The following is a 15,007-nucleotide window of genomic DNA, read 5'->3' on the forward strand; positions in this document are numbered from 1 at the left end:
ATGCCCGAGCGCGCCGCGGATGAAGGTCGTCTTCCAGACGCTGCGCGATCTCCTGGTGTGGCTTCCTGCCGATGCTCGCGCGTACCTGCGTAAATACGTCGTCCTGTCGTGCCTTCTGGCCATCCTCGACATCATCGCGATCATGCTCCTCGCGCTGAGCCTGGCGCCGATGATCGCGGGCACAACCATCCGCATTCCCGTCATCGGTCCGGTGGGTCCCGACTCGTTCATCTGGGTCTTCCTCGTCGTCGCCGTGCTCATTCTTCTGAAGTCCACGCTGGCCCTCGTGCAGCAGTGGTTCGCCACGCGTCGATTCGCCTCCTTCGAGCTCGAGATCGGCCGCCGCCTGTTCGATGCCTACATCAAGGCGCCGTGGACGCATCGTCTCGCGCGCAACACCGCGCAGATCGTACGGATCGCCGATGTGGGGATCGCCAACGCCACCACCGGCTTCCTCCTGCCGATCATCCAGCTGCCGGCGCTCGTTCTGAGCTTCGTCCTGATCCTGGCGGTCATCGTCGTCGCGCAGCCCCTCACCGCGCTCATCACCGTCGTGTATCTCGGCGCGATCATGGCGTTGCTGTACTGGGTCGTCTCGTCGCGGTCCGTGCAGGCCGGACGTGTCTCCCGCGACTACTCGCTGAAGGTCGTCGCGCTCATGACCGAGATGATGCAGGCGCTCAAGGAGATCACGCTGCGAAACAAGGTCGCTGAGGTGGCCGAGGTGGTGCACTACAACCGATCGTTCTCGACGCGCGCGCGGGCCAACACCAACTTCCTCGGATCGCTGCCCGGCTTCGTCCTCAACGGTGCCCTGGTCGGGGGGTTCCTCCTCGTCGGCGGCCTCGGCTACGTCACCGGCGGCATGGAGGCGGCGGTGGCGTCCGTCGCGCTGTTCGCCGTCGCCGGTTTCCGCCTGATCCCGTCGTTGACGGGGTTCCAGTCGATCATCGTGACCACCACGGCCAATGTGCCGCACGTTCAGGCCGTGATCTTCGACATCAAGGCCTCGCAGATCCACCTCGAAGTGGCCGAGCGGCTCGGACGGCAGCCGATCGAGGGTGAGCCCGAGATGCTGCGCCTGGAGGGCGTCGCGTTCGGCTACCCCGGGCACGAGGACACTCCCGCCATCCACGACATCGACCTCGAGATCCCCTTCGGCACGTCGTTGGCGCTCGTCGGTTCGTCCGGCGCCGGCAAGTCAACGCTCGTCGATGTCCTCCTCGGGCTTCTCGTCCCGCAGCGCGGCACCATCCGTCTCGATGATCAGGACCTGACCGACGTGCTCGCGGCGTGGCGGTCCCGCGTCGGCTACGTGCCGCAGGATGTCGCCCTCTTCGACGGGACGATCGCGCAGAACGTCGCACTGGCGTGGGAGGACGACGAGATCGATTTCGAAAGAGTGGAACAGGCGCTGCGCCGGGCGCACCTGTGGGAGACCGTCGCCGTGCGCGAGGGCGGCGTGCGCGGACGCATCGGCGAGCGTGGCCTGGCCCTCTCGGGCGGACAGCGGCAGCGGCTCGGAATCGCCCGCGCCCTGTACGGCGACCCGCTGGTGCTGGTGCTGGACGAGGCGACGAGTGCGCTGGACACCAAGACGGAGTCGCTCGTGTCCGCCTCCATCCGCGGTCTCAAAGGCGAGGTGACGATCATCTCCGTGGCCCACCGGCTGTCGACGATCCGCGACAGCGACCTGATCTGCTTCCTCCAGGACGGCACCATCGCGGCGCGTGGCACGTTCGACGAGCTCGTCGCTGCTGTCCCCAACTTCGCCGAGCAGGCGCAGCTGGCGGGGCTCGCATGACGGCACCGCTGGTGGACGTCGTGATCGCCTGTCACGATGTCACGCGCCCGCTGGCCCGCGCGGTGAGCTCTGTGCTGCAGGATGCCGAGACGCGTCCGATCGTGCGGGTCACGGTCGTCGCCCACGGCGTCCCCGGCGACGAGCTGACCGCTCAGCTCGCCGGGATCGAGGGATCTTGGCGCGTGGTGGAGTTCGCCGACGGCGTACGCAGCGCCGCCGGCCCGTTCAACCACGGCCTGAGCATGGTCGACGGGGAGTACTGCGCTGTCATGGGCTCGGACGACTTCCTCGAGCCGGGCACGATGGCCCGGTGGGTCAGAGAGGTGCGGCGACACCGTCCGGACATGCTGATGGCGGCCATCCGGATCGACGGCTTCCCGGTCATGCCGAACCCGCTCGTGCGCCTCGGGCGCCGCCGTCGCCTGGATGCCGCCAAGGACCGGCTGTTCTACCGCACCGCTCCACTCGGCCTCATCCGGACCGCAACGATGCGCGCGATGGGCCTGCGCATGGTGGAAGGGGTGCGGGTCGGGGAAGACTTCGAGTTCGGCATCCGGATCGCATCCCTCTCAGGTCGGGTCGATGTCGCCGCCGGCGCGCCGTGCTACGTGATCGGTGTCGATGCCCGCGAGCGCACCACCTACGCGCGTCTGACGGTGACCGAGGCTCTCGAGCCGGTGGTGCGGCTTCTGGACGACGGCGTCTTCGACGCCCTGCCTCCAGCGCATCGCCGAGCGCTTGCGATCAAGCTCGCGCGGGTCACCGTGCTGGGGTGCGCGCGCACCAGGCCGCGCCCCGAGGACTGGGACGGCGACGCTGAGGTCGCGGAGCTGTCCAGGCTGCTGCACCGGCTGCTCGCCGTCGCCCCGCGCGTTCTCACACCGTTCAACCGCGAGGAGCGCCACATCCTCGACGTCATCCGTCACACCCCCACGCGCGATGCGGTGACGGCGGCAACGAAGCGGATGACCGGCGCCGGGCGAGTCGACCGCTGGTTCACTCCCGACATGGTTCACAGCTTCGCCCGTGAGTCGACGCTTCGCCGCTACGTGCTCTATGTGCTCACGCGCGAGCGCAAAGCCGGGCGGCCTGCCGCCAGGCGCCGAGCGCGTCTCCCCTTCGGTCGCGGCGTCGTGGTTCGACTGCGAGCCATGAGGGCTCGTCCGCGGCGGAAGAGCGGCCCGGCGACTGGACGGCCGACCATGCTGATCCTCTCGTACTCGCCCATCGCGCGCGACGCACGACTGCTCAAGCAGGTCTCGCGATTCACGCGGTCCTTCGATGTGACGACGTGCGGATATGGCCCCCCGCCCGAGGGCGTCGTCGAGCACATCCGGATCCCGGACGACGAGCGGTACAACGACCTCGACGGCAAGCTCATCACGCTGAAGCGGTATCGCCAGGCGTACTGGCGCCTGTCCGCCGTACGCTGGTCGCGCGACCACCTCCTCGGGCGCCGGTTCGACGTCGCGATCGCCAACGACGTCGAGGCGGTGCCGGTCGCGGTCAGACTGCGGCCGCGTCACGGCGTTCTCGCCGACCTGCATGAGTACAGCCCGCGTCTGCACGACGACAATCCCGCCTGGTTCGAGCGGATCACGCCCTGGTTCGAGTGGGTCGTGCGCCGGTATGTGACGAAGGCCGACGCCTGGTCCACCGTCAGCAACGGCATCGTCGACGAGTATGAGAAGAACTTCGGCTTCCGCGCCGAACTGGTCACCAACGCGGCTCCGTACCAGGACTTCCGACCGGGACCGGTGAGGTCGCCGATCCGCCTGGTGCACAGCGGGGCATGCCTGCGCAACCGCAACCTGCACGTCATGGCCGAGGCGGTCGACGCCGCCGCCAACGACGTCACACTCGACTTCTACCTCACTGCCAACGACCCGCCGTATCTGCAGGAGCTGAAGGAATCCGCGTCCAGGTCGTCACGTGTCACCGTTCACGACCCGGTCCCTTACGCGCAGCTGGGAGAGACCCTCGCGCAGTACGACGTGGGCATCCACGTGCTCCCGCCCGTCAATTTCAACAACAAGCTCGCCCTGCCCAACAAGCTCTTCGACTACGTCCAGGCGCGCCTGGGCGTCGTCATCGGCCCGACCGCCGAGATGGCGTACTTCGTGGAGCAGTACGGTATCGGCGAGGTCGCCTTTGACTTCACCGCGGACGGTACGCGTGCGGCGATCGAACGTCTGACGGTCGAATCGGTGAGGCGGTTCAAGAACCAGGCCGACCTCCACGCGCACGAGCTCGCGGGGGAGCGTCAGGTCGAGGTCTGGGAGCGGCTGATCGACGGGCTCATGACCCGCGGACCCCGCCGCTGACGGGAGATGCGCGTGACCCGGCTGCTGCTGTTCACCAACGACTACCCCTACGCCACGGGCGATGCCGTATTCGTCCGCAATGAGATCGACGACCTCGCGGCCCGGTTCGACGACGTGGTGGTGTTCTGCCACGCCCGAGACACCGCCGTCGATCTGCTTCCCATGCCCCCGAACGTGAAACTGGGAGGCAACCTCTTCCAGCCCGCCCCCGAGGACAGTCCGTGGACGCCTCTTCGTCCTCGTATGCTCGCGGGGCTGGCGTCGGCCGCGTGGCGGGAGTTGTGCGCCGGTAGGCTGCGGGGGCACGCTCGGCTGTTCCTCATGGGCGCCCGGGTCGGCATGACCCAGGCTCACCGTGTCGCCGTGCGCCATGCCGCCGCGGAAGCGCAGGATGTCGTCGCCTATGCGTTCTGGGGGATGGGATGCGGGCTCGGGCTGCCCTGGCTGAGCGGCGTGCGCGCCCGGGTGGTCCGCGTCCATAGGTACGACCTCTACGAGTCGCGCGCCGAGGGTGGCTACCTTCCGGCTCGCTCCTTCCTCTACGCGAGGGCGGACCGCGTGCTGACCATCTCGGAGGACGGCGGCCGATACCTCGCACAGCGTCCTTATGCGGATGCGGTGCGTGGCAAGGTCATTCTCAGCAGGCTGGGCGTGCCCGGCCCGGCGACGGTGGATCGGGAGGGGGGCGGCGAGGGACTGCTCGTGGTCTCATGCTCCGCGGTGACCGAGCATAAGCGCGTGGCGCTCATTCTCGCCGCGGTCCGCCTGTTGGCCATGCAGAGCGGTGGGCACCCGGTGAGGTGGGTGCACTTCGGCGACGGTCCGCTTCTGGATCAGCTTCGTGAGGCCGCTCGCGACGTTCCGGAGCACCTGACCGTCGAGCTGCGCGGCCGGACGCCCAATGACCAGGTGACCGCCTTCTACCGGCAGCATCGAGTCGACGTGTTCGTCAACGCCAGCACCACCGAGGGCGTGCCGGTGAGCATCATGGAGGCCATCGCCCACGGCATCCCCGTTGTCGCCACCTCGGTCGGCGGCACGCCCGAGATTGTCGGCGAGGCGCTGCGATCGGGGGAGCTGGTATCCGTCGACGCATCGCCCGAGGAGCTCGCGGCGGCGGTGCGCACCGTCGCGGACGCCGCAGACGGCGCGTACGCTCCGCGGGAGCTGTGGGCTCGCGAGTACGACGTGCGGATCACCGGGCCGCGCGCGGCCGAGCTGGTGGCAGGCGCCCCGACCGTAAGACGACGGCGCTGATACCGTCATATGGTGCCTCCGACGCCCGCTTCGCCCGCGCGCCGCGTGCTGATCCTGTCGTTCTCGCCGATCGCGTCGGACGCCCGTGTCCTCAAGCAGGTCGCCCTGCTCGCGGAGCGCTATGACGTCGTGACGTGCGGCTACGGGGTCGCGCCGATCGGGGTGGCTGAGCACATCCGCGTGCCGGACGAGCTGGCCATCTGGAGGTACCCGCGGCTGGCTGTCGTGCTGCGCCGCTATCGCAGCGCCTACTGGGGCAACGCCGCGATCGACTTCGTGCGCACGGCATTGCGGGGCCGTCGCTTCGACATCGTCCTGGCCGACGACGTCGACGCGGTACCGCTTGCGTTGTCGCTGAAACCTTCGTGCGGCGTGCACGCCGACCTTCACGAGTACTCGCCCCGTCAACACGACGAGCTGCCGCGATTCCGCTGGTTCGTGAAGCCCTTCATCGAGTGGATCTGCCGACGCTACGTCACCCGCGCCGCCTCCACCACCACGGTCAGTGCGAGCATCGCACGCGAGTACGAGCGGCGGTTCGGCTTCCGCCCGGAGGTGGTGACGAATGCCGCGCCGTACGTCGAGGCGGTGCCGACCCCACCGCACACGCCGCTGCGGATCGTCCACTCCGGCGCGGCGCTGCGCAACCGTCACCTCGAGACCCTGATCGACGCGATCACGGGGGCGCGTCCCGGCGTGACGCTCGACCTGTTCCTCACGGCCAACGACGCGGCATATCTCGCGGAGCTGCGCGAGATCGTCGCCGCCGCGGACGGACGGGTGCGCCTGCATGACCCCGTGCCGTACGCGCAGCTGGCCGAGACACTGCGGGGCTTCGACATCGGCATCCACGTGCTCCCGCCGGTCAACGTGAACAACGAGTGGGCGCTGCCCAACAAGATCTTCGACTATGTGCAGGCCCGCCTCGCCGTCCTGGTCGGCCCGTCGCCCGAGATGGCCGACTACGTGCGGCGGTACGGGATCGGCGTCGTGACCGACGGGTTCGGCGCCGACGACGTCCGACGCGCCGTCGACGAGCTCGACGCCGCTGCGGTCGCGCGGATGAAGGCGGCGGCGTCGTCCTCGGCCCGCGAGCTGTCCAGCGAAGACCAGGTGCGCGTGTGGGACCGAGCGATCGCCGCGCTCGCGGCGCGCTGATCTCGGCGGCGCTCAGCGCAGTTGCAGTGCGGATGCCACGGCGAAGCGCAGCGGCGCCTCCCGATGCAGCGCATACCGCAGCGAGCGCGGTAGCAGCGCGCCCGGTCGCGAGAACTGGCGTCGCCGCGCCGCCGCGGCGATGAGTTCCTCCGCGGGCCTGCGGGGGTCGAGCGCTGCGTCGAGCAGGACGCGATCGCGGCGAGACAGCAGCCGCTCGGCGCCCTCGCCGTGTCGGATCATCCGTGTGGCCGCGTCGCTCAACGCCGCCCGCTCGCCGGCCGTCCAGAGCGCGGCATCCGGCCGGTAGGTGACTGCCCCGAAGAGATGGATCCGCAGGAATTTGACGACGACCGCTTCGCGTGCGCCCGGGGGGAGCCCCGCGAACCAGGGCGCGTCGAAGACGTGGGGGAGGAACGCGAAGGAATCCGCCAGCGGGCGCGGCGTCATCGTCGTACGGTCGGCGGCGTCGTCATGGATGAGGTAGGCCGGTCCGCGGCGGTCGTAGGAGATGCGAGCGCCTGAGAACCACAGTCGCGTGACCAGCGGCAGGTCCTCGCCGACCATCACGCCCTCCGTGAGCCGGAGGTCGCCGAAGCGCGCGCGGGACACCAGGCCCAGCGGCGCCGACCTGTAACTCAGCCGATCGGCGACCGGATCCAGTACTCGACGCGTCCGGGGCCGCGTCGGCGGCGTGGGCACGGCGACGCCGCCGGCGTGACGCAGGTGCGTGATGACGGCATCCGCGCCGGTCCTCTCCGCGAGCGTCAGCCACGAGTCGATCGCTCCGAGCTCGAGTTCGTCGTCCGATCCCATGATCGACGTGTACGACGCGGTCGCGAGGTCGAGGCCGTGGTTGAAGGGGCCGGCGGGACTGCGGACGCCGTCGGCCAGAGCGACGACGCGCACCCGCGGGTCGATTCCGGCGGCCCCCAGCCGTTCTGCGATGGCGGCCGGGTCGGTGTTGTGGGCGACGACGGTGACGCGCAGCGGCGCGACCGTGGTCAGCGCCGACGCCACAGCCCGGTCGATGCGTCGCGCCGGGTCGTGGACGGCGATGACCAGGTCGACGGCGGGGTCGGTCATGCGCCCGCGCCCGCCCGCCGGTAGACGTCGTCGAGCAGGTCACGGACGGTCTCGGGCGCGAAGCGGCCGCGAACGGTGGCCGACACCTCCCGTGCGGACGACGACGCGGTGGCCGACAGCAGCTCCTCGACCGCATCGGCGTAAGCCCCGGCGGACGCCGTGTCGACGAACCGGCTCACCTGCGGCGCGGCGTAGTCGACGGCTCCCGTCGCGGCGCCGCTCACGATCGGGCGCCCGTGGCTGAGCGCCTCGGCGGCGACGACGCAGAAGTTGTCGCCCTGCGTCGGCAATACGAACAACCGCGCCGCATCGAGCTCCGCCGCCACCCCGGCGGGGGGAAGGATGCCGGTGAAGGCGACCGCATCGCCGACGCCGAGCTGCGAGGCCCGCGCCTCGGCTGCTGTGCGCTGCGGCCCGTCGCCCACCCACGTGAGCCTCGTGTCACGACCCCGCCGGCGCAGCTCCGCGACCGCTTCGACGGCGATCAGCGGGCCCTTTCGCGGAATGAGGCCGCCGACGGCGACGAGGCGCTCCGCGTCAGGCCATGGCGCGACCGTGGATTCGGGGACGATGCACGGGACGACGTCCACCGGTGCGTCGCGGTGCGGCCGGATCGCGTCCACCAGCCGGCTGCTCTCGGCGACGACCGCGTCCGGGCGGGCGAGCAGGCGGGCGAGCGGAGGAAGGAGCGCCCGCTCCCCGCGCCCCACCGTCTCGGGAGAGGTCAGCCCCGACCAGTGCTCGGAGTGCACCCACGTCGACGCCCGCGGTCTGTCCGCCAGCCACGGCAGCAGGACGGGGAGGGCATGGGTGTGGAGTACGTCGGCCTTCCGGGCGGCGCGCTCGACGATGCGGCGTGAGCGGGCGAAGTCGAGAGGACGCGACCGACGCAGCACGACCCGCCGGGTAGTGTGCGGCGTCACGGGCACCTCGTCCGCGAATGAACCTGTCCAGTCCAGGTGGAGAACCCGAACCTCATGGGTCGTCGCCAACGCGGCCGCCTCGCGGGCGACGAAGAGTCCCGACTGCGGAGCCGCCGTCGTCGGGAACCACGGGGTCACGACGAGGATGCGCACGCGACCACGCTACCAACGGCGATCCCACCCGCCTCTGCGGGCATGATCGCTCGGTGTCCGCCTCGTCTTCCGGCGGGGCGGCGCGCCGTGGTTCCGTAGACTGGTCACCCGTGAAGATCGTCAGCGTCGTCGGCGCGCGCCCGCAGTTCGTCAAGCTCGCCCCCATCGCGACGGCCGCCGCCGCCGCAGGTGTCGAGCACATCATCGTCCACACCGGGCAGCACTACGATCCGATGCTCTCGGACGTCTTCTTCGACGACCTCGGCATCCCGGCGCCGGACGTGCATCTGGGGGTCGGCAGCGGCTCGCACGGCGTGCAGACCGGTGCGATGCTCTCAGCGTTGGACGCCGTGTTCGACGCCCAACAGCCGGACTGGGTACTCGTGTACGGCGACACCAACTCAACGGTCGCGGCAGCGCTGAGCGCGGTCAAACTGCACGTGCCGGTGGCGCACCTCGAGGCAGGATTGCGCTCGTTCAACCGACGCATGCCGGAGGAGCACAACCGTGTGCTCACCGACCACGCCGCCGATCTGCTGCTCGCTCCCACGCACGTGGCCGTCGACCACCTGACGCGGGAGGGGCTCGCCGCACGCACGGTGCTGGTTGGCGACGTCATGACCGATGTGCTCCTCTCCGTCCGGGACGAGGTCGCAGGTCGCTCCTCGGCGCTCCTCGAGGAGCTCTCGCTCACGCCCGGAGGCTTCTACGTCTCCACGATCCACCGAGCGGAGAACACCGACGACCCCGATCGGCTCCGGGCGGTCGTGACGGGACTGGCGGCGGTCGACAAGCCCGTCGTCCTGCTCGCGCACCCCCGTGTCGTCGCGAAGGCCGCAGCGCACGGCATCCCGCTCTCGCAAGGGTCGCTCATCGCTCACGCGCCGCTGGCGTACCCCGACCTCATCGCAGCCGTGCTGGCGAGCGCGGGAGTGGTCACCGATTCGGGCGGGCTGCAGAAGGAGGCCTTCCTGCTGCGGGTCCCGTGCACCACCGTGCGCAACGAGACGGAGTGGGTGGAGACGGTCGAACTCGGTTGGAACGTGCTGGTCGAGACCGCGGACGAGATCGCCACGGCTGTGACGCGGGCACGGCCCGTCGACACGGATGCCGCGCCGTACGGCGACGGCCACGCGGCGACCCGGGTGATCGAGGCGCTGCGCGCGCGCTGAGCGGAGGATCCTCGCCGGCGGGGTCCGGCGGGGGTCCCTCTGCCCTGCCGCCCCGGAGGGCGTCTGGCTGCTCAGGGACGTGGGCGCGGTCTCGCGCGCGGGCTCGGCTTTCGCGCGAATTAGGATGGAATCCATGCGCATCGCCGTCGTGGCCCTCGGAAAGATCGGGCTTCCCCTCGCCGTTCAGTTCGCCGACTCGGGTCACGACGTGATCGGCGTGGACGTGAACCAGCGCACGGTCGACACGGTCAACGCGGGCGTCGAACCGTTCCCCGGCGAAGCGCAGCTGCAGGTGAAGCTGGCGGAGCTCGTCCCCGCCGGTCGCCTGCGCGCGACCACATCCTATTCCGAGGCGATCCCGGGCGCCGACGTCGTCGTGGTGGTCGTGCCGCTGTTCGTGGACGACGCGACCTGGGAGCCGGACTTCGCGTGGATGGATGCTGCCACTCGCTCGATCGCCGAGCATCTGACCCCCGGCACTCTCGTCTCGTACGAGACCACGCTTCCCGTCGGCACCACCCGCAGCCGGTGGAAGCCCCTGCTCGAGTCGGGATCGGGTTTAGTCGAGGGACGTGATTTCCACGCCGTCTTCTCGCCCGAGCGAGTGCTCACCGGCCGGGTGTTCGCCGACCTGCGCAAGTACCCGAAGCTCGTCGGCGCGCTCTCGCCGGAAGGCGCTGCGCAAGCTGTCGCGTTCTACGAAGCCGTGCTTCAGTTCGATCAGCGCGACGATCTGGCCCGGCCGAATGGTGTCTGGGACCTGGGCAGCGCCGAGGCGGCAGAGATGGCCAAGCTCGCTGAAACCACGTATCGCGACGTCAACATCGGCCTGGCGAACCAGTACGCGCTGTTCGCCGCCGAGCACGGGATCGACGTGTATCAGGTGATCGAGGCCTGCAATTCGCAGCCCTACAGTCACATACACCGGCCGGGCATCGCCGTCGGCGGCCACTGCATCCCGGTCTACCCCCGGCTGTACCTGTCGACGGATCCCGGTGCGGACATCGTCCGTTCGGCGCGCCTGCTCAACGCCTCGATGCCGAGCCGTCTCGTCGAGCAGGCGGCGGGTCTGCTCGGGTCACTGCAGGGCCTCCGCGCCGTTGTCCTGGGCGCGGCGTACCGCGGCGCCGTCAAGGAGACGGCTTTCTCCGGTGTCTTTCCCACGGTGGCGGCGCTCCGCGAACAGGGCGCAGAGGTGCGTGTTCACGACCCGCTCTTCGGCGACGACGAGCTCCGCGCGCTCGGGTTGGAGCCCTACCGACTGGGCGATGAGGTCGACCTGGCCGTGCTGCATACCGATCACGCCGAGTACCGGGTTCTGAGGCCCGCTGACCTTCCCGGGCTCCGCCTCCTGGTAGACGGGCGCAACACGACTGATCCTGCAGAATGGACCGGCATCCCCCGACTCGTCGTAGGCGCCGGCTGAACCCAGGGGCCTCGCAGTCGCTTTGTCCAGCGCTGTGAACGACGTGCTGGAGGAGAGCGTCTTTCCGTCGCTCCCTCAGTTTCGACGATCTCGCACGGCGCGTCGGGCCCCGACTCACGCGCTTCACGAGAGCTCGCGCATAACCTGGCGAGACGCGGTTGCGACGTAACATCCCGATGAAAGGCGCCCGTCCGTGTCTTTGCGTACCCTTTCGGCAGTTTCGGCCAGTGCTGCTCTGTTGCTTTCGTTGCTGTCCACCGCCCAGCCGGTCAGTGCTGAAGAAGTCACGGCCGCACAGCTACCTTCGCTGTTGACACAGAGCAACGAGTCGACGACGCCCGCCTACAGCCGAGACCGCTTCGATCACTGGGTCGACGCGGATGCAGATGGCTGCAACACGCGCTACGAGGTTCTCATCGAGGAGTCGACTTCGCCGGTCAGCGTGGGCGGAGGTTGCGCGCTGAGTGGGGGAACCTGGGTTTCGCCGTACGACGGCGTCACTGCAACCACCCCCGCTGAGATCGAGATCGATCACGTTGTCGCCCTTGCCGAAGCATGGCGTTCAGGCGCGTGGGCGTGGGACGACGACCAGCGCCGAGCATTCGCCAACGACACAGAGGTCCCATACGCCCTCGTCGCCGCATCCAGTTCCGCGAACCAGTCGAAATCCGACCACGATCCTGCGGAATGGTTGCCGACGAACTCCGCGTACACCTGCGAGTACATCGTGGGATGGGTTCTCACGAAGTACCGATGGAGTCTGAGCGCTGACCCTGCGGAGATCGAGGCGGTGCGGGCGCAACTGTCCGGTGACTGTGGTGCGACGCCGATCACACTCCCGACGGTCATGGTCGGCGGTGCGGACGGGGGTGAGCCGGGTACAGGACCGACGTTGGCCTTCGATGCCGGCGTCACTCGATTGTCAGGGGTCAGTCGTTACGAGACGGCCGTCGCGGCGTCGAGTCGCTTCGACGCAGGGGTGACCGCCGCGTTCGTCGCGACGGGGACCGACTTCCCGGACGCGCTCTCTGCTGCAGCGGCGGCAGCCAGTCTCGGTGGGCCGTTGCTTCTCACCTCGCCGGATTCCCTGCCGTCCGCCGTTGAATCCGAGATATCTCGTCTGGAGCCGCGCAATATCTACGTCGTCGGATCGACGGGCGCCGTTTCCGAGACAGTGGCTTCCCGTCTTGCTCTGTACGCCCCGGTCACCCGGCTCGGCGGGAAAGACCGCTACGAGACGGGCTTGGCGATCTCACGGATCTTCTCTTCATCGAGCTCCGCGTACCTCGCCACCGGGCGGAACTTCCCCGACGCGCTGGCCGCGTCTGCCGTCGCAGGCGCGAAGGCTGCGCCGGTCATCCTGGTGGATGGACTTGCCTCCTCCGTAACCGCGACGGTTCATGAGGAACTTCGACGTCTGGGAGTCACTGAGATAACGATCGCTGGTAGCAGTTCGGGTGCAGTTTCCTCCAGCATCGAAAGCGAGCTCACCCGATCCGGGTACTCAGTCACCCGATCGGGTGGCCGAGACCGATACGAGACAGCCGTCGCCATCAACTCCTCGGGGTCGTCGACTTCTCCTGCTTCGGTGGCGTTCATCGCTACGGGAGCCGACTTCCCTGACGCGTTGTCGGCCGCGGCGATCGCGGGCGTTGTGGGAGCACCCCTCTACTTGACCTCGCCCAACTGCGTTCCCGAAATGGTGCGCAACGCCATCACTAAGCTCTCACCGTCCGCCCGGGTCGTCATGGGCGGCTCCTCGGTCGTGAGCGACGCCGCTGCGGAGAACCTGGGATGTCTCAGCTCGACCATTCCCTCGATCGTCGGTACCCCGAAAGTCGGAAACACGCTGACGGCGGACGCGGGAGCGTGGACTGCGGGAACCACTCTCGCGTACGCCTGGTATGTGAACGGTGCTTACTACGGCGGAGGCAATGCTTTGGCGCTTTCTGAGGGGCTTGCTGGAAGATCGGTTGCGGTTCGCGTGACCGGGAGCTTGACCGGGTACGTGACCCTCACCCAGACATCTCGTCCCGTCACGGTAGCGGCACAGACGCCCGCACCCCAGCCGCCGGGACCTCCGGCGAATCCCGGAAACACCAAGAACTGCACGGACTTCGCAACGTGGTCCCAAGCCCAGGCGTGGTTCGAAACCTACTATCCGCACTACGGCGATGTTGCACAGTTGGATGGGGACGCCGACGGGATTGCCTGCGAGTCTCTGCCGGGCGCACCCTGAGCCGAGAACGTGGACGAGCTGCTCGTCACTCGTCGATGGTCTGAAGCCCCCCGTGCCCGGTGAGATAGGCGCGCAGTCCGTCGTTCCACGTCGGCGTCGCGAATCCCACGCCTTCGATCTTCTCGAGATCGAGCACACTGTTGCGTGGCCGCGGGGCGACCGGGGCGGTCGCCGATGCGAAATACTGCTCGGTGGACACCGGCTTGACCCGCCCCGGGTCGTGGCCGTTGAGGCGGTAGACCTCTCGCGCGACTTCGGCCCAGCTGGCCGGTTCGCCGGATCCGGTGAGGTTGTAGGTTCCGAACGGAGCTGCGGTGGCGAGCAGATGCCGGATGCCACGAGCGATGTCCTCCGCGAACGTCAGACGGCCCATCTGATCGTCGACGACAGCGGGATCGATTCCGCGCTCGGCGAGGTTCTGCATCGTGCGAACGAAGTTCTTCCCGTCGCCGATCACCCATGACGTCCGGACGATGTAGTGGCGAGGTGACGCCGCTACGACCGCGTCGCCCGCCGCCTTCGTCTGCCCGTACACGCCGAGGGGCGCCATCGGATCGTCCTCCCGGTACGGGCGCGGCAGGGCGCCGTCGAAGACGTAGTCGCTCGAGACATGTACCACGGTCACGCCGTGGGAGGACGCGATCGCGGCCAACCTCGTGACGCCGGCGACGTTCGTTCTCCACGCTGCGCCGCGTCCCTCCTCGGTCTCCGCGAGATCGACGGCCGTGAAAGCTGCGGCATTGACGATGGCGCCGTATTCGCGCCACCGCCTGGCCTGTGCGAGGTCGGGGGAATCCAGATCGAGGTCCTCACGATCGGCGAACTCGACGTGCGCGGAATCGGCGAACTCCCGCCGGAGTGCGCGACCGAGTTGGCCCTTCGCGCCCAGGACGAGGATGCGTCGCGGTGCCATGGGCCTCACGTCGGCCAAGCGAGGATGAGCTTTGTCCTTCGCCGACATCTCGACGCGATCCAGAGGGATGGGCCAGTCGATCGCGACGGATTCGTCGGCCAGATTGAGGAAGGTGTAGGGAGCCTCCGCAGACCAGTGATCGTTGACGAGGTAGGTGTACGCGGTGTCGGGTTCCAACGTCTGGTAGGAGTTGCCCACCCCGCGGGGGACGAAGATCGCACGCGAGGGATCGAGTTCCGCGGTGAACACCGCGCCGAAGGTCGGGCCCTCGCGCAGATCCACCCAGGCGCCGAACACTCGCCCGGTCGCAACGGAGATCCACTTGTCCCACGGCTCAGCGTGAATGCCGCGGGTCGTGCCCACGGCGTCGTTGAAGGAGATGTTGTTCTGTACCGGTCCGAAGTCCGGAAGACCGGCGCGCACCATCGTTTCGCGCTGCCAGTTCTCCTTGAACCACCCGCGGCTGTCGCCGTGGACCGGCAGGTCCCACACGACCAGCCCCGGAATCGGCGTGGCAGTGTGGGTCAGGCGTTTGCCGAACCCGATCGTCACCGT

The 15,007-nt window shown here is 68.9% G+C and carries 10 protein-coding genes; 7 read left to right on the plus strand and 3 right to left on the minus strand.

The features are described 5' to 3' along the window. The first annotated feature begins 19 nt into the window (after positions 1 to 19). From QSU92_RS14215 to QSU92_RS14230, 4 genes are read left to right on the plus strand one after another with little or no spacing between them, the layout of a single operon-like run. A complete protein-coding gene (locus tag QSU92_RS14215) occupies positions 20 to 1,804 on the plus strand; it encodes an ABC transporter ATP-binding protein (protein WP_289262800.1) in 1,785 nt (594 codons plus the stop codon). Further along, a complete protein-coding gene (locus tag QSU92_RS14220) occupies positions 1,801 to 4,128 on the plus strand; it encodes a glycosyltransferase (RefSeq protein ID WP_289262801.1) in 2,328 nt (775 codons plus the stop codon). Before QSU92_RS14215 ends, QSU92_RS14220 begins: the two co-directional genes overlap by 4 nt. A 12-nt stretch (positions 4,129 to 4,140) precedes the next feature. Then, the gene (locus QSU92_RS14225) at positions 4,141 to 5,385 is read left to right on the plus strand and encodes a glycosyltransferase (RefSeq protein ID WP_289262802.1); all 1,245 of its coding nucleotides are present in this window, start codon (positions 4,141 to 4,143) and stop codon (positions 5,383 to 5,385) included. A gap of 12 nt (positions 5,386 to 5,397) precedes the next feature. Then, entirely contained in the window at positions 5,398 to 6,543 is a 1,146-nt protein-coding gene (locus QSU92_RS14230; protein ID WP_289262803.1) for a glycosyltransferase, read from the plus strand. 12 nt (positions 6,544 to 6,555) lie between these two features. On the opposite strand, the gene QSU92_RS14235 is transcribed toward QSU92_RS14230, so the two are convergent. Beyond that, positions 6,556 to 7,626: a glycosyltransferase family A protein gene (locus QSU92_RS14235; RefSeq protein ID WP_289262804.1), complete on the minus strand. Its 1,071-nt coding sequence runs from the start codon at positions 7,624 to 7,626 to the stop codon at positions 6,556 to 6,558. Further along, positions 7,623 to 8,702, minus strand: coding sequence for a glycosyltransferase family 4 protein (locus tag QSU92_RS14240; RefSeq protein WP_289262805.1), 1,080 nt, complete (start codon positions 8,700 to 8,702; stop codon positions 7,623 to 7,625). Before QSU92_RS14240 ends, QSU92_RS14235 begins: the two co-directional genes overlap by 4 nt. A gap of 110 nt (positions 8,703 to 8,812) precedes the next feature. On the opposite strand from QSU92_RS14240, the gene wecB reads away from it, so the two are divergent. The 3 genes from wecB (at position 8,813) to QSU92_RS14255 (ending at position 13,539) form a co-directional block, all read left to right on the plus strand. Then, positions 8,813 to 9,874: a non-hydrolyzing UDP-N-acetylglucosamine 2-epimerase gene (wecB, locus tag QSU92_RS14245; RefSeq protein WP_289262806.1), complete on the plus strand. Its 1,062-nt coding sequence runs from the start codon at positions 8,813 to 8,815 to the stop codon at positions 9,872 to 9,874. A gap of 133 nt (positions 9,875 to 10,007) precedes the next feature. After that, the gene (locus QSU92_RS14250) at positions 10,008 to 11,300 is read left to right on the plus strand and encodes a nucleotide sugar dehydrogenase (protein ID WP_289262807.1); all 1,293 of its coding nucleotides are present in this window, start codon (positions 10,008 to 10,010) and stop codon (positions 11,298 to 11,300) included. 238 nt (positions 11,301 to 11,538) lie between these two features. After that, positions 11,539 to 13,539, plus strand: a complete 2,001-nt coding sequence (locus QSU92_RS14255) for a cell wall-binding repeat-containing protein (RefSeq protein ID WP_289262808.1) — start codon at positions 11,539 to 11,541, stop codon at positions 13,537 to 13,539. Between the two features lie 25 nt (positions 13,540 to 13,564). Here QSU92_RS14255 and rfbD read toward each other — a convergent pair whose 3' ends face one another. Continuing rightward, positions 13,565 to 15,004 carry a dTDP-4-dehydrorhamnose reductase gene (gene rfbD / locus QSU92_RS14260; protein ID WP_289262809.1) on the minus strand — a complete coding sequence of 480 codons (1,440 nt, stop codon included), beginning with the start codon at positions 15,002 to 15,004 and terminating at the stop codon, positions 13,565 to 13,567. Positions 15,005 to 15,007: the final 3 nt, after the last annotated feature.

The sequence above is a fragment of the Microbacterium sp. ET2 genome (assembly GCF_030347395.1).
Classification (GTDB): Bacteria; Actinomycetota; Actinomycetes; order Actinomycetales; family Microbacteriaceae; genus Microbacterium; species Microbacterium albipurpureum.

What these genes read in the sequence shown, in the direction of transcription:
- QSU92_RS14215 (WP_289262800.1), top strand. Translation starts at nt 20, where the DNA reads ATGAAGGTCGTCTTCCAGACGCTGCGCGATCTCCTGGTGTGGCTTCCT.
- QSU92_RS14220 (WP_289262801.1), top strand. Translation starts at nt 1,801, where the DNA reads ATGACGGCACCGCTGGTGGACGTCGTGATCGCCTGTCACGATGTCACG.
- QSU92_RS14235 (WP_289262804.1), bottom strand. Translation starts at nt 7,626, where the DNA reads ATGACCGACCCCGCCGTCGACCTGGTCATCGCCGTCCACGACCCGGCG.
- QSU92_RS14250 (WP_289262807.1), top strand. Translation starts at nt 10,008, where the DNA reads ATGCGCATCGCCGTCGTGGCCCTCGGAAAGATCGGGCTTCCCCTCGCC.